The sequence below is a fragment of the Bacillus sp. BS1807G30 genome (assembly GCF_040047675.1).
Lineage (GTDB): Bacteria > Bacillota > Bacilli > Bacillales > Bacillaceae > Bacillus > Bacillus altitudinis.
Window position 1 is genome coordinate 2,516,062 of record NZ_CP157353.1, and the last position, 18,947, is coordinate 2,535,008.

Sequence of the window (18,947 nt, forward strand, 5' to 3'; positions counted from 1 at the left end):
ATGGCTGTTTGCTTTTTTCAAATCGAGCTCGTTCCATGACACATCTTCATTTTTTCGCCGGTGTTTCTATAGAGGCTCTTTTCCCTTCATGATGCCACTTTTCGTATAATCCACCGATCACACGAAATGACTCATGGACTCTCTCCACGATCTGTTTATGGATACTAGGGTCATTAGGTAAATGTGTGTGGATATTGTCCACTTGATATTGTCTCATCATGTCTAGATACACAGTTAGAAAGATGGTGTCTTCTAAAATCCAATAAACGACTTCATCCGCCTCTTTTGTTCTTTTATGAAGCACTTTAATCCCTCGTTCATATTGAATAAGAATATAGCCGACTGGATCAATTTCAATATAGGGGCTCAAATCATCAAAAAAACCAGTCGTTTGAAAAGGACGTGCAATATACGGTTCATATATGTCTTGGGGAAGAGATGTCTTTTTGAGACAACTGTCAATGCGCTTTATGAGTTCGTCTTTTTGCAAGATTTGATTCATTCTGATTCGCCGCCTTTGATGAGTGAAAAGCTGTCAAGGTTTTCCCTGACAGCTTTCTAGAATGTATTCTTCATTTTACAGGAACATGTAAACAGCACCAATAACCGCAAAAGTGCAGGCAACTACAATTAATACTTTGGCTAGTTTTTCCATGTCGTCTCCTTAAATGCCGGCTGCTACTACATAAGACAGCCCAACAGAAATAATGAGTGAAATAAACCCGACCGCTCTATTATCATTCTCAATCTCTTTGTCTACTTTAAATCGTGGTGTTAAAAATTCAAAAATGAAATAGCTGACGAGCAGCATCACAAAGCCGTATACGCCCCATCCGACCATTTGAAGAAGCGAGTTGTGCTGGGCGATGGAATGCTGAAAGACATTAGCAATCCCAAAAATCTTCCCGCCGGTTGCCATAGCAACAGCTAAGTTCCCCCGCTGAATCTCTTCCCAGTTTTTATAGGAGGTCACGAGTTCAAATATGGTAAGAAATAAGACAAGACATAGGACGGCCACGCTGTAATAGGCGGCAATTTCCACAAGTTCATTTTCCCAAAAGGCTTTCATGCGTTTTCTCCTTTTTACTTTAATTCGACGATGGTGACGCCTGATCCTCCCTCGCCTTGTTCTCCAAAACGAGCATTTTTTACACTACGGTGCTGTTTTAATAATTCCTGGACCCCTTTTCTCAAGGCGCCAGTGCCTTTACCGTGAATGATCGACACACGCGGATAGCCAGCTAAGACGGCATCATCTAAGTATTTCTCGACTCTGCTTAAGGCATTCTCATAACGCTCTCCTCTTAAATCAAGCTCAAGTGATACATGGTAGTCTTTTCCTTTGACCGCCGTGATGGCTTTCTCTTGCTTAAATTCCGGTGCTGATTTGATAAATTCCATATCTTTTTCTTTTACTTTCATTTTTAGAATGCCCATTTGGACACTCCATTCTTTGTTACCCGTTTGTTCAATGAGCGTTCCTTTTTGGCCAAACGTCAGCACTTTGACTTCATCGCCTGGCTTTAGCTGTCTTGCTGCTTTTTTCACCGGCTCTGGTTTTTTCTTACGGTCAAACTCAGGGACAGCTTCTTCAAGACGCTTTCTCGCATCAATGAGTTCATGTTCTTTGAACGAACGATGCTCACTTTTAATGGACCGAAGCTCTTGAATAATCTCTTCTGCTTCTTTTGTTGCTTGTTCAATTTTTTCTGCCGCTTTTTGTTCGGCTTCTTCAAGCAGTTTGTCCTTTTGTTCATTCCATTCAAGGATTTGTTTTTGCAATTCTTTATGGAGCTTCTCTGCTTCTTTTCTATAGAATTCCGTCTCATGCAGTTCTTCTTCTGCTTGTTTTTTGCTGTCTTCTAATGAAGCAATCATCTGATCGACTTCATTATGTTCCGCATGCATATCTGCTTTTGCACGGTCAATTAAATGATGAGGCAGTCCTAGACGCTTGGAAATTTCAAATGCATTACTTCGTCCCGGCACCCCAATGAGCAAGCGATATGTAGGGGATAAGGTTTCAATATCAAACTCTACACTCGCATTTGTGACGCCTTCTCGGTTATATCCGTATGCCTTCAGCTCAGGATAGTGAGTCGTTGCGATGACGCGCGCATTTGTTTGATGAACTTCATCTAAGATGCTCATCGCAAGTGCTGCACCTTCAGCAGGATCTGTCCCCGCACCTAATTCATCAAATAACACAAGTGAATTAGACGTCAAATGCTTTAAAATATCCACAATATTGACCATATGAGATGAGAATGTACTCAAGCTCTGTTCAATAGACTGCTCGTCTCCAATATCAGCAAAGACTTGATCGAATACAGCCACTTCTGATCCTTCTTCGACTGGAATATGAAGACCTGCCTGCGTCATCAGCGTAAGAAGTCCAAGTGTTTTTAAAGTGACGGTCTTACCGCCTGTATTTGGACCTGTGATGACGATCGTAGAAAAATCTTTGCCTAGCTCAATATCATTTGCCACAACCTGATCTCGGGGCAATAGGGGATGTCTTGCCCGTTTTAAATAAATCTCCCCTTGGTTATTCACAGTAGGTTTTGTGGCTTTTTCTGCTTTTGCATATTTGGCTTTGGCGAAAATAAAATCTAATGTCTGAAGTTCATTCACATTATGAAGCAATTCATCAATGTGCTCTGACACACTCGCTGTCAGCATTTGCAAAATCTTTTCAATCTCTTGCTTTTCTTTTAGGCGAGTTTGCTGCAAGGTGTTATTTAAATCTACGACCACCTGCGGCTCAATAAAAAGAGTTGCGCCTGAAGAAGATTGATCGTGAACAATCCCCCCATAATTCGAGCGGTACTCTTGTTTTACGGGAATGACAAACCGATCATTACGAATGGTCACAATGGTGTCTGACAGCATTTTTGAGGCAGATTGTGAACGAATCATTGATTCTAATTTATCTCGTACTTTTGATTCTAGTGATCGTAACTGCGTTCGTATGGTGCGGAGTGCAGGCGTTGCGTGATCAAGCACTTCTCCATTGTCACCAATACAGCTTTCGATTTCTTTTCTCACGTCTGGCAGTAAAATCAGCGATTCTGCATATGTATGAAGACGGGGTATCTCTACTCCGTCCTCATACATAGAGGCGAGAAAGTGCTTCATGTTTTTTGTGGTATATAACAGCGCCGCAATTTCCATCAGCTCAGAAGGGCTTAATATACTGCCTATTTCTGCTCGTTTGACGCCTCGTCTAATATCCGTTAACCCGCCAAACGGCGCAGATCCTTTTAAACGAATCACATCTTGCGCTTCTGCTACCTCTTCTAGCAGATGCTGAATGCTCTCGATATCTGTGAGTGGTATTAAGTCCTGCGCTTTTTCTTTCCCTAAAGTCGAAGCAGTATAGGACATGACTTTTTCTTTTACTTTATGAAATTCTAATGATGCTAACACTTTTTGTTGCAGCATGGTCCAGCCTCCTAACGACTACCTGTCACGCGTTAAAAACTTTTTCATCTCATTGAGTGAAAATGTATTCACGACATTTGCTTTTGGTGTCCAGCCCTTTCTTGCAGCTGTGACACCGACGTCCATATGATCGAGCATGGCGATGTTGTGTGCATCTGTGTTGATCATGATGTTCACACCCGCTTCGTTTGCTTTCATTAAATGCTCTGTTTTTAAATCAAGTCTTGACGGGTTGCTGTTGAGTTCCAGTGCAGTGCCCGTTTTTTTCGCAAGCTCTATGAGCTGATCAATATTTAAGGCATAGCCGTCTCGTCTACCGATCAAACGGCCAGTTGGATGGGCAATTAAATCCACATGCTGATTATTCAAGGCATTTTCTAGGCGCTCCATAATGACTTCCTCCGGCTGAGAGAAGCTAGAATGAATAGACGCAATGACAAAATCCATGTCTGCTAGAAAGTCATCATCATAATCTAACGATCCATCCGGCAGAATATCCATTTCGACCCCTTTGAAAATGTGAAAATGTTCGAATTCTTGATTCAGCTTGTCAATTTCTTTTGCTTGCAAACGCAAACGTTCTTTTGTTAAACCGTTTGCTACTTTTAAATATTGTGAGTGGTCTGTGATCGCCATGTATTCATAGCCTTTTGCGATACATGCCTCTGCCATTTCGCGAATAGAAAAAGCGCCATCACTCCATGTCGAGTGCATATGAAGATCGCCTTTGATATCTTTTCGTTCTACAAATTGCATACTTTCTTTATACGAATCAATCTCTGCTCCGGTTTCACGAATTTCTGGCGGAATGAGCGGAAGTTGGAAATGTGCATAAAAAGCGCTTTCGTCTTCAAATGTTTTCACATCCCCAGTTTCGATCGTTTCAACCCCATATTCACTAATACGCTCACCGCGCTCCTTCGCAAGCTGTCGCATACGAATGTTATGATCTTTTGAGCCAGTGAAATGGTGCAGCGTTGTTGCAAATTGGTCTGTTGTCACAAGCCGGAAATCTACACTGATTTCAAAATCAAGTGCAAGCATGACCGATACCTTCGTATCACCGCTCGCAATGACATCTTTGACATCATCAAGAGCAACAAGCTGCTTTCTCACTTGTTCAGGGTTATCAGTCGCAATGATGTAATCTAAATCTTTAACCGTTTCACGCGCACGTCTTAAACTGCCCGCTCTTGAAAAACGGATGATTCCCTCCATCTGTTCCAGCGCATCATCAATTCGTTCTGCCACATCTAATGCAAAACCAATTGGCAGTCGTTCTGGCTGCTTTCCCGCCTCCTCAAGAGCGGCAAGAATCTTTTCTTCTGTTTTTTTGCCAAACCCAGCAAGCGTTTGTACTTTTTCCGCTTCACATGCTTCTTTTAAAGACTGTGCATCGTGAACACCAAGCTCTTGGTAGAGCTTAGCAATCTTCTTCCCGCCGAGTCCTTGCAATTTTAAGAGCGGGACAAGTCCTTCAGGCACTTCTTTTTTTAATTGTTCGAGTGTTTCAGACTGTCCTTTTTCGATATACTCTGTGATCACAGCAAAGGTTCCTTTTCCAATGCCGGGTAATGCTAATAGGTCATCTATTTGAGAAAGACTGCGGTCATCTTGTTCCAGTGCCGCAGCTGCTTTACGAAAGGCAGAAATTTTAAAAGGATTATCTCCTTTTAGCTCCATATAAACTGCAATTGTTTCAAGAAGTTTGATAATATCTTTTTTATTCATCTCTCATCCTCCAGCCGCTTTGGCATCTTCCTATATAAATATACAAACTTTCCCTTCATCCGACAACTTTCTGTCATGGAATGAGAAAAAACTTCTCCAAGAAAGGAGAAGTTCTTAAACTCCATACGTCGACCAGAGGTCTTTGACAAGACCGGACAGGTAAGGGGTGCTATTTACGATCACATCTGCTAACATTGATTTGCTCATCATCGTTTGAAGCGCTTCGACTGGAAGTAATGCGGCCACAAACAATAGAATAAACACAAATAGATAGGTTTCAAGAAATCCTAAAACAGCGCCAAGCAGTTTGTTGACCTGTTTAATCACAGGGATACTTGCAATGGTTGTGAGCAATCCGCCGATGATAGCGAGCAGGATTTTGGTCAAGATAAACAGAATGATAAACGCAATGGTATTATAATAAGCTGTTTCTAGATTCCCACTAAAGAAAGCGAGCTGCGCTTGACCGCCGCTAAAATTAGGTGCTGGAATCCACGTAAGCTGTGGTGCAAGTGACTGATAAAACATAGAAGCCACTAAAATAGAAACAACAAAGCTAATCAATTTAATAAATTGAAGAATAAACCCGCGTTTTAGACCGACAAGCGTTCCCATAAGAAGCAAAAACAAAATGATGATATCGATCACGGTAATTTCATTCCTTTTCTTTAAGATGAAGCTCTAGTTTTTCGTATTGCTCTTTTAATTTCAAGTAGTCGTGGACGACATTGACTGCTGTCAGTACAGCTAATTTGTTTATATCAAGGTATGGATTTTTTTCATTGATTTCTCTCATTTTATCATCAACAATTGAAGCAACATGTCGCATATGCATCTTCGTTTCTTGACCGATGATCGTATAGGACTGTCCGTAAATCTCAACTGTTGTTTTCGTTTTACCGCCGTCAGACAACGTTTCTCCTCCATTCCACGAGAATCCTAGTCTCTATCATAACATGTTTAGACATTGAATGGAAAGACGAGCCCTTCCCTGTTATGGTACACTTTAGAAATCAATGATATCAACGTAAAAAGGAGTTATCCACTGTGCCCCAATCCGTCTTAAAAGCAACATCAGAAGACATGAAAAAAATGAAGAGCGTGTACGCTCAGCATTTAACTGACACTTTGCCGCCAGGCGCTCTTTTTCAAGCAAAGGTTCCCGGCTGTACGATTACAGCCTACAAATCTGGAAAAGTGCTGTTCCAAGGACAAAAGGCAGAAGCTGAAGCAAGTCAGTTCAACCATTTACAAGCAGCTGAAACAAAAAGCAAAAAAACACCATCCATCACACAGTACAGCCCACCACCTGGCATTGCTTCCATGTCGGTTATTGGCTCAGATGAGGTCGGTACTGGCGATTATTTTGGACCCATTACAGTCTGTGCGGCTTATGTTGATTCCAGTCAGCTTGCTCTCATGAAAGAGCTCGGGGTGAAAGACTCTAAAGGACTAAAAGATCCGCAGATTATCAACATTGCCAAAGACTTGATCAAAACCATCCCGTTCAGCCTTCTCGTGCTTCGGAATGAAAAATACAATGCGATGCAGGAAAAGGGCATGAGCCAAGGGAAAATGAAGGCTCTGCTTCATAACCAAGTCATCACCTCCGTGCTAGAAAAACTAGATGGCAAGAAACCAGAAGCCATTCTCATTGACCAATTTGCCGAACCAGGCATTTATTTCAGGCACCTTGCGGGGAAAAAGATCATTCGGGAGCGTACATACTTTAGTACGAAAGCAGAAGGCATCCACTTATCGGTTGCTGCAGCTTCTATTATTGCAAGATATGCTTTTTTAATTGAAATGGATAAATTATCAAAAGCAGCGGGCTTTGACATTCCAAAAGGGGCCGGTCCGCATGTTGACAAAGCGGCAGCAAAGCTGATGAAACAGCACGGCGAAGAGGCTTTACGCCAATTTACAAAACTTCATTTTGCCAACACCCAAAAAGCGAAAAAATGGTTATAATCAAAAAAGAGCTATCGCCCATAAGGCGATAGCTCTTTTTATTATCCGCGCAAGACGGCTTGATACGTATCTTCTAATGCTTTCAATACGTTTGTATGAACAGCCGTGACTTCTTCCTCAGTCAACGTTTGTTCTGGGTTTAAATATTGCAGAGAGAATGCAACAGACTTTTTACCTTCTTCCATATGCTCACCCTCATACACATCAAAGACGGAAAGGTCTGTGAGCAATTGTCCGCCAGCTTCATAAATGACTTGCTCCAGCTGTCCGCTTGAAATATGCTGATCGACGACAAGTGCGATGTCTCTAGTCACTGCTGGGAATCTCGGAATAGCCGTATATTTCATATCCTCTGTTTCAGACGTCATTACATCTGTTAAATCAAATTCAAATACATACGTTTCTTTTAAATCTAATTCCTTTTCCACTACTGGATGAAGTGCAGCTACAAAGCCAATCACTTTTCCATTTAAATGAACATCGGCTGTACGTCCTGGGTGAAGGCCCTCACGCTCTGCTTGAACATACGTGATCTCTCCTGATACACCAAGCTTTTCAAACAGCCCTTCTGCAATACCCTTCGCTACATAAAAATCGACAGCTTTTTTCTCGCCCTGCCAAAGATTTTTATGCCATAAGCCTGTCAGCGCACCAGCGACATGTTCTTTCTCCACCGGTTTTGCCCCTTCAGCTTCTGCTAAGAACACAGAACCCGTTTCATAAAAGGCAAAAGAATCAGCTTGTCTTGCTAAGTTATATGCAACAGAATCAAGTAAGTTTGGCAGAAGGCTTTGTCTCAGCACACTTCGTTCCTCACTCATCGGCAAGGAAAGTCTTGTTTGATAAGCTGGATTTAAAGCAAAGGCTGTGGACTTATGCTGATTCGTTAATGAATACGTAATCGCTTGAGAAAGCCCTGCGCCCTCTAAGAAACGTCTCACCTTTCTGCGCTTCACTTGGTATGGCGTGAGACCGCCAACGGTACCAGCTGTCGCAGGGAGTGTAGATGGAATATTGTCGTAGCCGTATAACCTCGCGACTTCTTCAATGAGGTCTTCTTCAATCGTAATATCCATTCTGCGGGAAGGAACCGTTACGACAAGCACATCATTTGATTCGCCCACTGTAAAGCCTAGTTTGTTGAAAATCTGAATCATATCTTCTTTTGAAATGCTCATACCAAGCACCTTGTTCACACGCTCAGTTGATACGTGGATGACATTCATACTTGTTTCAAGGTGGTTTTCCTCCACAGTCCCGCTTAACACTTCACCACCTGCATAGATGCTGATCAATTGTGCTGCTCTTTCGGCTGCTGATTTCGTCCGCTGCGGATCGAGCCCTTTTTCAAATCTTGTGCTTGATTCACTGCGAAGCCCTAAGTCTCTAGATGCTTGACGGACGGTTTGACCGTTGAAATATGCCGCTTCTAAAAGAATCGTTGTCGTCTCATCACGCACCTCTGATTCAAAACCGCCCATGACGCCTGCAACAGCTTGCGCTTTTGTGCCATTTGTAATGACAAGATGCTTCGAAGACAATGTACGTTCTTGTTCATCCAGAGTTTGAATCATTTCATTTTCAGCCGCTTTACGTACGACCACCTGCTTTGAACCAAAGCGGTCATAATCAAAGGCATGTAGAGGTTGGCCGTATTCAAGTAAGACAAAATTCGTAATATCCACGACGTTGTTAATTGGGCGGATACCTGCATTCATCAATCTTGTTTGCATCCAAAGCGGTGCTGGTCCAATCTTTACATTTTTAATGATCTTCGCTGCATAAAGTGGATTCGCTTCTTGATCCTCAATTTTAACAGAAATATAGTCTGCTGCTTTTTCAGAAGAAGTGTCATGCACTGTATCAGGAAGCTTGATGTCTCTCCCTAAAATGGCGGCAACCTCATAAGCCACTCCTAGCATATTAAGGGCATCGGCACGGTTTGGTGTTAAGCCAAGTTCAAGTACCGCGTCATCTAATTGAAGTGCTTGAAGGGCATCATCCCCTGGTTTCACGTCATTCGGGAAAACAAAGATGCCTTCTGCATATTCTTTTGGTACGAGCTTGCTCTCTACGCCTAATTCTTGCAGAGAACAAATCATGCCATGAGACTCTTCACCGCGCAGCTTTGCTTTTTTAATTTTAAAGTTTCCAGGAAGGACTGCACCAACCGTTGCGACAGCCACATGCTGTCCTTTATCCACATTTGGAGCCCCGCATATAATTTGCACCGGTGCGTCTTCGCCGATATCAACAAGACATTTGTTTAATTTATCCGCATTCGGATGCTGTTCACGTTCAATGACGTGTCCAACGACAACGCCTTTGATGCCTTCGCCTTTATACTCAACGGCTTCCACTTCAATTCCGCTTCTTGTGATTTTCTCTGCTAATTCATCCGGCTGAATGCCTTCTAAATCGACATAGTCCTCTAACCATTTATATGAAACAAACATGTTGATTTCCTCCTCTTAGTCCTGCTTAAATTGCTTCGTGAATCTAATATCATTTGTGTAGAAATGACGAATGTCATCTATGCCGTATTTCAGCATCGCAATACGTTCAACACCCATTCCAAAAGCAAAGCCTTGGTAAGTATCTGGATCAAATCCGCTCATTTTTAATACATTCGGGTGAACCATTCCTGCACCTAAAATTTCAATCCAGCCTGTTCCTTTACATACGGAACAGCCTTTCCCGCCGCATTTAAAGCATGACACATCAACTTCAACGGAAGGTTCTGTGAATGGGAAAAAGCTTGGGCGCAGTCTAATTTCACGATCTTCCCCAAACATTTTTCTTGCGACTGTCTCAAGCGTTCCTTTGAGGTCACTCATGCTAATATTGTGATCGACCACAAGTCCTTCAATCTGCATGAATTGATGCGAGTGAGTGGCATCATCGCTGTCACGTCTATATACCTTACCAGGACAGATGATCTTCACAGGACCTTGGCCTTTATATTTCTCAAGTGTACGTGCTTGAACGGGTGATGTTTGTGTTCTCATGAGTGTGTCTTCAGTAATATAGAAGCTGTCCTGCATATCACGCGCCGGATGTTCTTTTGGAAGATTGAGCGCTTCAAAGTTATAGTAATCTGTTTCCACCTCTGGGCCCTCTTCAACGGTATAGCCCATGCCGATAAATAAATCTTCAATATCTTCTACGACAATCGTTAATGGATGTCTTGCCCCGATTTTGATCGGACTTGCTGGCAATGTGACATCAATGGTTTGAGAAGCCAGTTTCTTTTTCACTTCTTCTGCTTCTAGCTGCTCATTTTTTTCAGCAATGGCACCAGCAATCTGCTCTCTTACTTCGTTTGCAAGTGCGCCCATTTTTGGTCTTTCTTCAGCGGAAAGCTTGCCCATTCCGCGCAGCACTTCTGTAATCGGACCTTTTTTCCCTAAATATTGAACACGAATGTCATTGACTTCTTTGAGCGAGCTGGCTGCTTCTACCTTCGCTATCGCTTCTGTTTCAAGCTGTTTTAACGTTTCTTGCATGAGTGTCATCCTCCTTTTAATATACAAAACCGTCTGAATCAACGGGTGTTTGATTGTTTGAAGACAATAAAAAAACCCGCCCCTCCAAAAAAGAAGGGACGAGTTGTGGTCGCGGTACCACCCTTGTTAAGCACAAATATATGTGCGAATAAGCTTCATTGACATAACGGAATCAAACGAATCCGGTCCACCTTTACGCAAAACCTGCGGTCCCGGTGACAACTCCAGAGGTGAATTCCTGTTTCAGCATTCCTTAAATGCACTTTCAGTCTACGATGCATTCTCCCTATTAGGACGCTCCGTGAAACACTCTTCCTCTATCATGGTTTTTAAAATATTAGTTTCATTATAGTGAAAAATAGGACGTGATGCAACACTATCCGCGCAAATGATAGACAAGAACTGCTGCTGCCACAGCCACATTTAATGATTCCGCTTGTCCGTACATTGGAACGTATAAATTCTGATCTGTCATTTGAAGGATCTCTGGATCAATACCTGCTCCCTCGTTGCCCACAATTAACGCAAATGGACCTTCTGATGCTATGTGTCTATACTCTTTCGCATCTTTCAAAGCACTGCCATATACAGGTATGCCTTGCGCCTTTAATGCTGGAATTGTCTGTTGTAGTGTTTGTTTTAAGATAGGCAGGTGAAAATGAGACCCTTGTGCTGAACGGAGCGTTTTTCCGTTAAACGCATCAACGGTTCCATCGCCTAGAACCACAGCATCAAGACCCGCTGCATCTGCTGTCCGAATGAGTGTGCCTAAATTCCCTGGATCCTGCACTGCATCTAACAGAAGCATTCGTTCATACTTTTTCTCCTCAAATACAGGAATTGTACAAACCGCTGCGATTTGCTGAGGTGTTTCCGTTTCCGTCATCGCAGTAAAAGCCTCTTGACTTAATTCATACAACTCAATGTCAGGCTCGATGTCAGCAGGGAGCATATCAGGCGTTGCGACCATTAACTCTTTCACAACCCCGCTTTTTAATGCTTCTTCTACTAAGTGTTTTCCTTCAACAAGGAACAGCCCTGTTTTCGTTCGTTCTTTTTTTGTATGGAGCTTTTTCCATTGTTTAATGTGTGCGTTTTTAGCTGATTCTATATATTTCAAGCGACTTTAACTCCTTTAAATTTCATGAATTTATTATATCTCAAGCACACTACATAATAAACCTGTCTTTGACACAGAATAGAGCTATCACCATCAAAAAAGGAGTGTGGGCAATGGATTTTAATTTAAGAGGCGCAGTGATTCAAAACATTACTGGCCATAATCAAGAGCAGCTTGAGCATACGATTTTAGATGCGATTCAAAGCGGCGAGGAAAAAATGCTGCCAGGTCTTGGCGTTTTGTTTGAGGTGTTATGGCAAGAGGCATCAGAAGATGAAAAAAATGAAATTCTTGAAACATTAGAGCAGGGCTTAAAGCCTGAACATCAGCAATAACAAGAAGCCGGTTTGCTTATCTATGAGCAAGCCGGCTTTGTTCATTTAGCCAGTGATTGGCGTCTCCATTCGAAGAGCTGGATCGCGCCAAATCTCGATCCATTTTTTAATAGCGAACACGATAATGACAAAACCTAAAATCAGCATAATCATCGAAAGCACGGCGTTCAGTACACTGTAGCCAGATGCTTCAGGATTGAGATAGACATTCGCAACCATCCAATAACCCGCATAATTCACCGTCACATATAAGTAAGCAAGTGGAATTAAACAAGTCAACATATACCGCCTTTTATCCGCAATTTTTAACACAACCGTCGCCCCAATGATTAATCCGACCGAGGCCATTAGTTGGTTTGACACGCCAAAAAGTGCCCAAATGGACCCAATGTCTCCAGAGTAAAGCAAGTATCCCCACATAAAACAAGCAAGTGCACTTGCAAAGACTGACCCTGGTACCCAGTCATTTCGTTTCAGCGGTTTATATGCTTCTCCAAAGAAGTCTTGGATCAAATATCGCGCGACACGGGTTCCTGCGTCAATCGCCGTTAAAATAAAGACGGCTTCAAACATAATCACGAATTGGAAGAAATAAGAGGCCAAATGACTAAAGAACGGAATTCCCGTAAAGATGTACGCCATCCCTACAGCTAATGTAACAGCTCCACCTGTTCTTCCTTCTAAATCAAGACCGATTTCTTTACTTAGCTGCGGAAGATTCTCGACACTCATACCAAGCGTTCGGAACACTTCAGGTGTACTATTAATTGCAAAATAATCTCCCGGATGAAGCGCAGTAGCGGCAATTAACGCCATGATTCCCACTAAACATTCTACGAGCATCGCGCCAAACGCAACCGGCTTCATATCACTCCAACGATCTAGCATTTTTGGCGTTGTGCCTGAGCCAACAAATGCATGAAAACCCGAAATCGCGCCACAAGCAATGGTAATCGAAATAAAAGGCCAGACAGGTCCAGCTAAGACAGGTCCTCCGCCACTCACAAACTCTGTAAACGCCGGAAATTGGATGGTTGGATTAACCACAAAGATTCCCGCAATCAGCGCGATGAATACACCAATTTTCATAAAACTGCTTAAATAGTCTCTGGGTGCCAAAAGCAGCCAAACCGGCAGGGCCGCGGCAAAGAACGCATAGATTGGCAGGGCAAGGGCAAGCGTTTTTGTATCAAGTGTTAACAAATCTCCAAGTGCTGTTCCTTGAATATTCGGTCCAAGGAATACCCCCAACATCAGTAATATGAATCCCGCAGATGTCGCCAGCTTTAAATTGCCAGTCTTTTTATAATAAAGGCCGACTCCCATCGCTATTGGAATGGTAATACCAACCGCAAAGGTTCCCCAAGGATTTCGTTCTAAAGCATGAAGCACAACCATGGACAGTCCTGCCATTGTAATTGTAATAATAAATAACATGGCGAGTCCTGTGCAAAATCCTGCCACAGGACCAAGCTCCTCTTTCGCTACCTCTGATAGTGATTTCCCCTTTTTTCGCATCGAAGCAAACAAGACCACGAGATCATGAACAGCTCCGCCAATCACCGCTCCAATTAAGAGCCAAAGGAGACCAGGTAAATACCCAAATTGTGCGGCTAAAATCGGACCAACTAATGGACCGGCAGCAGCAATTGCAGCAAAGTGATGCCCAAATGTGACCCATTTGTTTGTTGGCACATAATCTTTCCCGTCCTCGAGTGCATGGGCCGGCGTAGGATGATCATCTGTGACCTTTAATACCTTCACCATCATAAACGTACCATAGAGGCGATAGGCAATCGCTAAAATACACATCGATCCTATCACAATTGAAACCGCATTCATTTAACCATCCCCTTTGTATAAACAATTTGTTACAAATATAACATAAATTGATTGATTTTTCTTTCTTTTAAAACCAAGTTGACAAATAGGAATAATTGATTTAATCTGAAATAAGCTTCACCTACTTCCATAAACTCTCTTTTGACAGAGCAAGTTTGAGGCTCTGTCCTTTTTTATTGATTTCATCTTACATAAATACAAGATGGATCACATGTGCCTTCCTCACTAGAAAAATATCACTTCATTTACTTGAAAACAGTTCTTTTGACACAACTTACATTCCAACGTTCATTTCCTGGGAAATTCAACGCAATTAAAAAACCTTTCCCCATATTGGAGAAAGGCTTCGTCTTAAGAACCGTACGTAATTTGGTTTACCGCTTTTTGGTCAAGTCTTTTAATGACTTCTGTTAAAAGCTTCACCGCATTTTCATAATCATCTCGATGAATCATGGCTGCATGGGTATGAATATATCTGCTTGGAATCCCGATGGATAGTGATGGAACACCATGACCTGTTAAGTGAATACCTCCAGCATCTGTTCCTCCACCTGGCATGGAATCGTATTGATAAGGAATGTTTAATTCATCTGCAGTTTGGACAACAAAATCGCGAAGCCCTTTATGAGAAACCATGGAAGCGTCGAATACGACAACCGTTGGTCCTTTGCCAAGTTTGCTTGTTGCTTCTTTTTCAGTAATACCTGGTGTATCACCTGCTACTCCAACATCAATAGCAAATCCAATATCAGGCTGGATGGTAGCTGCCGCTGTTTTAGCTCCGCGCAAGCCAACTTCCTCTTGGACAGTTGCTACACTGTATGCAATATTTTCATGTTGAGTATCCTTTAAATTCTTCATGACATCAATCGCTACTGCACAGCCGATACGGTTGTCCCAGGCTTTTGCAAGAAGCATTTTTTCGTCATTCATTACCGTAAACTCAAAGTAAGGTACGATTTGATCTCCAGGGAGGACACCCCATTCCATTGCCTGTTCTTTGCTCGAAGCCCCAATATCAATGAACATATCTGTGATTTCGATTGATTTCTTTCGTGCTTCTGGTGATAAGACATGTGGCGGTTTAGAACCAATCACACCTGTAATGTCCCCTTTTTTCGTCACAATGGTGACGCGCTGGGCCAGCATAACCTGTGACCACCAGCCACCGACCGTTTGAAAACGAATATAACCTTTGTCATCAATTTTTGTCACCATGAATCCTACTTCATCTAAGTGACCAGCAAGCATCACTTTAGGCCCGTTTGCATTTCCTTCCTTCTTAGCAATTAAGCTGCCAAGGCGGTCTGTAGAGACTTCATCTGCATATGTTTCTATGTATGACTGCATGACTTTTTTTACATCACGTTCATTTCCTGGAATCCCTTTTGCATCCGTTAGGTCTTTCAGCATAGTTAATGTTTGATCTAGTTTTGTCATCCTGTTTATCCTCCTTTTTCTTCATGGTGCATTCTTATTATACAAAACCTCTTTCGTTCAATACGATCTTTTTATGAATATTTTTTCGTTTATCGAAATATTTTTTAAAAAAAGTTGAAACCTTTTGACTTTCTCATTCGTAGTACATCAGATAACGGTATTGGAGGTGCATCCTGTCATGTTTGTCATCCTCATTAGACTTGCTCTTGTTGCACTGCTTGTCTATATTTTCTACATGGCGGTAAAATTCTTCTCAAATCCGAGAAGAAAGCTGAAACAAGCACAATTAAAAGAAGGCTTTTATTTTATGGACGAACAGCAAAATGCTCGCAAAAATTTCAATTTCGTCTATAAAGGTGTCTTGTTTGAAGGGGAGAAACATGTTCCTTCTAAGGATCATCCTCTGTTTGTCCACTCCATTTACGTTTGGACCGAGTCACCTGAGAAGCTAAATGAATTCACATTAGAAGACTTTGAAAAACTTGAGGAAAACATCATTGAACGGTATCCTCAAACAAAAATTGATTGGGATCAGCCCATCAAAAAAATCAAACAAAAAAAGGGAGCTGACACGCCGACTTAACGGCGTCTGCTCCCTTTTCAGATGAGATTGAGATAGACCAATATCACCAATTGGACAACAATTAAAGCAGGCATACCCATTTGAAAGGCAGGGTGCTTCGTTTTATGACGGAAATACTGCATGCCAAGAAATGACCCAGCAGCACCAAAAAGTACTGCGGCACTCCATAAGTGCGCTTCTGATATTCTCCATTTGTGTGCTTTCGCCCGGCGTTTATCCTCTCCCATGAGACAAAACCCATAGACATTGACCAAGATGAGCAGCACGATCAGAGCGATATTCATTGATTTCACCTCACATGATGAGAAAAAAAGATCACTCCTTGGCGGAATGATCTTTTATATGACTTACTTGTCTAGTTGTGCTTTTGCAGCATCAGCAAGCTGGTTGAATGCGTTTAGGTCATTCACAGCAAGATCAGCAAGCATTTTGCGGTTTACTTCGATACCAGAAAGCTTTAAGCCATGCATTAAACGGCTGTAAGAAAGACCGTTCATACGAGCTGCAGCATTGATACGAGTGATCCATAGTTTACGGAAGTCACGTTTTTTCTGACGACGGTCACGGAAAGCGTAGTTTCCAGATTTCATCACCTGTTGGTTTGCTACTTTATATAATCTATGTTTTGAACCGAAATAACCTTTTGCTAATTTAAGAACCTTTTTACGACGCTGACGCGACACAGTTCCGCCTTTTACTCTTGGCATTGTAATTCCCTCCTATGTTTCCTATTCCAGATTACTTGATGTTTGCAAGTTGTTGTTTGATACGTTTGAAATCTCCAGCACTTACGATTGCGCTCTTACGCAATTTACGTTTTTGCTTTGTAGATTTGTTAGCGAACAAGTGACTTGTGTACGCATGAGAACGTTTAAGTTTACCAGAACCTGTTTTTTTGAAACGTTTAGCAGATCCGCGGTGAGTTTTCATTTTTGGCATTGGATGTTTCCTCCCTCTGTTACTTTTACTTTTCGACTTTTGGTGCAAGCATGAGGAACATGCTGCGTCCGTCCATCTTAGGTTTTGTTTCTACTGTTGCTACTTCAGCGCAAGCTTCAGAGAAACGGTCTAACACGCGCTGTCCGATTTCTTTATGCGTAATCGCACGGCCTTTAAAGCGGATAGAAGCTTTCACTTTATCTCCCTTTTCAAGGAATTTGATTGCATTACGGAGCTTCGTGTTAAAATCATGTTCATCGATTGTCGGGCTCAACCGAACTTCTTTTAAGCTAATGATTTTTTGATTCTTACGTGCCTCTTTTTCCTTCTTCTGTTGTTCGAATCGGAACTTACCATAGTCCATGATTCGGCAAACAGGTGGTTTTGCATTTGCAGCAACTAACACAAGGTCAAGATTGGCTTTCGTAGCAATTTCCAGAGCTTCCTGGCGGGTTTTAATCCCAAGCTGATCGCCATTTTGTCCGATCAAACGAACTTCACGCGCACGAATACCTTCATTAACTAATTGATCTTTGCTAATAGTGAGCCACCTCCATGAGATTTTGAATTGAGTTCACAATTCATTTTGACCATTTCGTTGTATGTTTTACAGGCAAACAAAAAGTGTGGGCATATAAAACACCCACACTGCGAACATTTGCATGAAAAAATAAATGTACGGTCAACCTGTCAACTACAAACATGTGTCAATCAGGTGAGAAGCGGGTGCTTCTGCTTGTGATATCTATTCAATTCGTTAACTATTCTACACAATTTTCATTTGTCCGTCAAGTAACCGAACTCTTGAAACAACTTTTTCATTTTAGCATGACGAAATGATTTGGGCAAGCCTTTTTCAAACAATGCTGATATTAAAGAATCAATTGCAAGAAGATTGGGATGACAATCACGGTGACAACCCCTACTACCACAACAGCGATACTTGCCATTGCCGCTTCCACTTCGCCCATCTCAATCCCAACAGAAACGCCAAGTGCATGTCCTGAAGTACCAAGTGCAAGGCCTTTGGCCACTGGGTTTTTAATCCGAAACAGTTTTAAGAAGAAGGCACCTAGCGCATAGACAATCACCGCATTAAAAATAACCGCAAAGGCTGTAATATCTGCAATTCCGCCAATATCCTTTGCAATTGGCAAAGCAATTGCTGTCGTCGCCGCTTGTGGGAGCATGCTTTTCATAACAGCAGCATCAAGATGAATCCCTTTTGCTACTACATAAACAATCGTAATAGAACAAAGTGAGCCGACAAAAATAGCGGATAAAATTTGCCACCAATATTTTTTCAGCAAAGCTCGCTGTTTATAAAGAGGAATCGCAAACGCGATGGTCGCAGGCTCTAAGAAAAACTTGATAATCTTACCGCCTTCATTATAATCTGCATAGGAAAAACCGCCAATTTTCAAAAACAAAATGCCTAACACCATGGCAACAAATAGCGGGGTGAATAAGAAGAAACCTTTAGACTTTTTAAATAAAAATGTGCCAATCCCAAAGGCCACTAATGAGACGACAATGCCAAAATAAGGACTCATAGTACTTGTACCCATCTTACACCTCTCCTTTAATGCGTAGTTGAAGCTGGTTTATTTGAATGAGAAGGAGTGGATTTGCTCTCCTTTGTCTTTTGACGCTGCTGTGGTCTTTCTGATAACTGCATCAGAAGCTGAGAGAACAGCCCAGTGGCGGCAAGTAACATAATGGTTGCAATGATAATCACACCCACTACCTGTACCCCTACTTCTTGCATGACACCTAATGATTGAATGACTGAGATACCAGAAGGAACAAATAGAAAACTAATAAGACCTGTCAATGAACTGCCTAATTGCTCTACTTGCTCTAGTTTCACAATCTTTGTTGTTAATAAAATAAATAAAAGAACCAAACCAATAACAGATGCAGGCATCGGAATCGGTAAATACATTGAAATGAGATTAGAAACGAACATTACCGTTGCAAAGATAAATGCTTGAGATAGAAATCCATATACTTTTGTGGCACTCATGCCCTTTCAC

The 18,947-nt window shown here is 42.0% G+C and carries 20 protein-coding genes and 1 other annotated feature; of the genes, 3 read left to right on the forward strand and 17 right to left on the reverse strand.

Annotation, left to right across the window (positions count from 1 at the left end):
- Positions 1 to 46: 46 nt before the first annotated feature.
- The 6 genes from ABG082_RS12960 to zapA form a co-directional block, all read right to left on the reverse strand.
- On the reverse strand, positions 47 to 502 hold the full coding sequence (locus tag ABG082_RS12960; protein ID WP_348936164.1) for an Imm63 family immunity protein: 456 nt from the start codon (positions 500 to 502) through the stop codon (positions 47 to 49).
- 162 nt (positions 503 to 664) lie between these two features.
- Positions 665 to 1,069, reverse strand: coding sequence for a DUF350 domain-containing protein (locus ABG082_RS12965; RefSeq protein ID WP_007501637.1), 405 nt, complete (start codon positions 1,067 to 1,069; stop codon positions 665 to 667).
- Between the two features lie 14 nt (positions 1,070 to 1,083).
- Positions 1,084 to 3,441, reverse strand: coding sequence for an endonuclease MutS2 (locus tag ABG082_RS12970; protein WP_024718639.1), 2,358 nt, complete (start codon positions 3,439 to 3,441; stop codon positions 1,084 to 1,086).
- A gap of 21 nt (positions 3,442 to 3,462) precedes the next feature.
- Positions 3,463 to 5,175, reverse strand: coding sequence for a DNA polymerase/3'-5' exonuclease PolX (gene polX, locus ABG082_RS12975; protein WP_146270707.1), 1,713 nt, complete (start codon positions 5,173 to 5,175; stop codon positions 3,463 to 3,465).
- Positions 5,176 to 5,289: 114 nt separating this feature from the next.
- The gene (locus tag ABG082_RS12980; protein ID WP_348936165.1) at positions 5,290 to 5,823 is read right to left on the reverse strand and encodes a CvpA family protein; all 534 of its coding nucleotides are present in this window, start codon (positions 5,821 to 5,823) and stop codon (positions 5,290 to 5,292) included.
- 7 nt (positions 5,824 to 5,830) lie between these two features.
- Entirely contained in the window at positions 5,831 to 6,088 is a 258-nt protein-coding gene (zapA, locus tag ABG082_RS12985; RefSeq protein WP_008345998.1) for a cell division protein ZapA, read from the reverse strand.
- A gap of 134 nt (positions 6,089 to 6,222) precedes the next feature.
- Between zapA and rnhC the strand changes: the two genes are divergently transcribed.
- Positions 6,223 to 7,146 (forward strand): ribonuclease HIII, encoded by a 924-nt coding sequence (gene rnhC / locus ABG082_RS12990; RefSeq protein WP_035391180.1) that lies wholly within the window; start codon positions 6,223 to 6,225, stop codon positions 7,144 to 7,146.
- Positions 7,147 to 7,187: 41 nt separating this feature from the next.
- Here rnhC and pheT read toward each other — a convergent pair whose 3' ends face one another.
- The 3 genes from pheT to ABG082_RS13005 form a co-directional block, all read right to left on the reverse strand.
- Positions 7,188 to 9,602 carry a phenylalanine--tRNA ligase subunit beta gene (pheT, locus tag ABG082_RS12995; RefSeq protein WP_348936166.1) on the reverse strand — a complete coding sequence of 805 codons (2,415 nt, stop codon included), beginning with the start codon at positions 9,600 to 9,602 and terminating at the stop codon, positions 7,188 to 7,190.
- A 15-nt stretch (positions 9,603 to 9,617) separates the two neighbouring features.
- Positions 9,618 to 10,652: a phenylalanine--tRNA ligase subunit alpha gene (gene pheS / locus ABG082_RS13000; protein ID WP_008346004.1), complete on the reverse strand. Its 1,035-nt coding sequence runs from the start codon at positions 10,650 to 10,652 to the stop codon at positions 9,618 to 9,620.
- A 376-nt stretch (positions 10,653 to 11,028) separates the two neighbouring features.
- The gene (locus ABG082_RS13005) at positions 11,029 to 11,772 is read right to left on the reverse strand and encodes an RNA methyltransferase (RefSeq protein ID WP_282833757.1); all 744 of its coding nucleotides are present in this window, start codon (positions 11,770 to 11,772) and stop codon (positions 11,029 to 11,031) included.
- A 113-nt stretch (positions 11,773 to 11,885) separates the two neighbouring features.
- On the opposite strand from ABG082_RS13005, the gene sspI reads away from it, so the two are divergent.
- Positions 11,886 to 12,107: a small acid-soluble spore protein SspI gene (gene sspI, locus ABG082_RS13010; RefSeq protein WP_008346010.1), complete on the forward strand. Its 222-nt coding sequence runs from the start codon at positions 11,886 to 11,888 to the stop codon at positions 12,105 to 12,107.
- 45 nt (positions 12,108 to 12,152) lie between these two features.
- Here the strand turns inward: sspI and cstA are convergent, their stop codons facing one another.
- Both cstA and ABG082_RS13020 read right to left on the reverse strand, forming a co-directional pair.
- Positions 12,153 to 13,949: a carbon starvation protein CstA gene (gene cstA / locus ABG082_RS13015; RefSeq protein ID WP_008346013.1), complete on the reverse strand. Its 1,797-nt coding sequence runs from the start codon at positions 13,947 to 13,949 to the stop codon at positions 12,153 to 12,155.
- A gap of 351 nt (positions 13,950 to 14,300) precedes the next feature.
- Positions 14,301 to 15,389 (reverse strand): M42 family metallopeptidase, encoded by a 1,089-nt coding sequence (locus tag ABG082_RS13020; RefSeq protein WP_282833756.1) that lies wholly within the window; start codon positions 15,387 to 15,389, stop codon positions 14,301 to 14,303.
- A 178-nt stretch (positions 15,390 to 15,567) separates the two neighbouring features.
- Between ABG082_RS13020 and ABG082_RS13025 the strand changes: the two genes are divergently transcribed.
- Positions 15,568 to 15,972: a hypothetical protein gene (locus ABG082_RS13025; RefSeq protein WP_008346017.1), complete on the forward strand. Its 405-nt coding sequence runs from the start codon at positions 15,568 to 15,570 to the stop codon at positions 15,970 to 15,972.
- Positions 15,973 to 15,989: 17 nt separating this feature from the next.
- On the opposite strand, the gene ABG082_RS13030 is transcribed toward ABG082_RS13025, so the two are convergent.
- The 6 genes from ABG082_RS13030 to lrgA form a co-directional block, all read right to left on the reverse strand.
- The gene (locus tag ABG082_RS13030; protein WP_008346019.1) at positions 15,990 to 16,256 is read right to left on the reverse strand and encodes a DUF1294 domain-containing protein; all 267 of its coding nucleotides are present in this window, start codon (positions 16,254 to 16,256) and stop codon (positions 15,990 to 15,992) included.
- A 63-nt stretch (positions 16,257 to 16,319) separates the two neighbouring features.
- Positions 16,320 to 16,679: a 50S ribosomal protein L20 gene (rplT, locus tag ABG082_RS13035; protein WP_007501659.1), complete on the reverse strand. Its 360-nt coding sequence runs from the start codon at positions 16,677 to 16,679 to the stop codon at positions 16,320 to 16,322.
- A gap of 31 nt (positions 16,680 to 16,710) precedes the next feature.
- The gene (gene rpmI / locus ABG082_RS13040) at positions 16,711 to 16,911 is read right to left on the reverse strand and encodes a 50S ribosomal protein L35 (protein WP_003216324.1); all 201 of its coding nucleotides are present in this window, start codon (positions 16,909 to 16,911) and stop codon (positions 16,711 to 16,713) included.
- 25 nt (positions 16,912 to 16,936) lie between these two features.
- Positions 16,937 to 17,452, reverse strand: coding sequence for a translation initiation factor IF-3 (infC, locus tag ABG082_RS13045; protein ID WP_024718649.1), 516 nt, complete (start codon positions 17,450 to 17,452; stop codon positions 16,937 to 16,939).
- 71 nt (positions 17,453 to 17,523) lie between these two features.
- Positions 17,524 to 17,655, reverse strand: a sequence feature (ribosomal protein L20 leader region).
- 128 nt (positions 17,656 to 17,783) lie between these two features.
- Positions 17,784 to 18,479 (reverse strand): antiholin-like protein LrgB, encoded by a 696-nt coding sequence (gene lrgB, locus ABG082_RS13050; RefSeq protein ID WP_172673019.1) that lies wholly within the window; start codon positions 18,477 to 18,479, stop codon positions 17,784 to 17,786.
- Positions 18,480 to 18,493: 14 nt separating this feature from the next.
- Positions 18,494 to 18,937, reverse strand: a complete 444-nt coding sequence (gene lrgA / locus ABG082_RS13055) for an antiholin-like murein hydrolase modulator LrgA (protein WP_035391171.1) — start codon at positions 18,935 to 18,937, stop codon at positions 18,494 to 18,496.
- Between the last annotated feature and the right edge of the window lie 10 nt (positions 18,938 to 18,947).

Bases quoted from the DNA above. Each gene is read 5' to 3' on its own strand.
- rpmI (WP_003216324.1), bottom strand. From the start codon at position 16,911: ATGCCAAAAATGAAAACTCACCGCGGATCTGCTAAACGTTTCAAAAAA.
- lrgA (WP_035391171.1), bottom strand. From the start codon at position 18,937: ATGAGTGCCACAAAAGTATATGGATTTCTATCTCAAGCATTTATCTTT.
- ABG082_RS12965 (WP_007501637.1), bottom strand. From the start codon at position 1,069: ATGAAAGCCTTTTGGGAAAATGAACTTGTGGAAATTGCCGCCTATTAC.
- ABG082_RS12960 (WP_348936164.1), bottom strand. From the start codon at position 502: ATGAATCAAATCTTGCAAAAAGACGAACTCATAAAGCGCATTGACAGT.
- ABG082_RS13020 (WP_282833756.1), bottom strand. From the start codon at position 15,389: ATGACAAAACTAGATCAAACATTAACTATGCTGAAAGACCTAACGGAT.
- polX (WP_146270707.1), bottom strand. From the start codon at position 5,175: ATGAATAAAAAAGATATTATCAAACTTCTTGAAACAATTGCAGTTTAT.
- sspI (WP_008346010.1), top strand. From the start codon at position 11,886: ATGGATTTTAATTTAAGAGGCGCAGTGATTCAAAACATTACTGGCCAT.
- ABG082_RS13025 (WP_008346017.1), top strand. From the start codon at position 15,568: ATGTTTGTCATCCTCATTAGACTTGCTCTTGTTGCACTGCTTGTCTAT.
- pheS (WP_008346004.1), bottom strand. From the start codon at position 10,652: ATGCAAGAAACGTTAAAACAGCTTGAAACAGAAGCGATAGCGAAGGTA.
- ABG082_RS13030 (WP_008346019.1), bottom strand. From the start codon at position 16,256: ATGAATATCGCTCTGATCGTGCTGCTCATCTTGGTCAATGTCTATGGG.
- lrgB (WP_172673019.1), bottom strand. From the start codon at position 18,479: ATGGGTACAAGTACTATGAGTCCTTATTTTGGCATTGTCGTCTCATTA.
- cstA (WP_008346013.1), bottom strand. From the start codon at position 13,949: ATGAATGCGGTTTCAATTGTGATAGGATCGATGTGTATTTTAGCGATT.
- pheT (WP_348936166.1), bottom strand. From the start codon at position 9,602: ATGTTTGTTTCATATAAATGGTTAGAGGACTATGTCGATTTAGAAGGC.
- rplT (WP_007501659.1), bottom strand. From the start codon at position 16,679: ATGCCAAGAGTAAAAGGCGGAACTGTGTCGCGTCAGCGTCGTAAAAAG.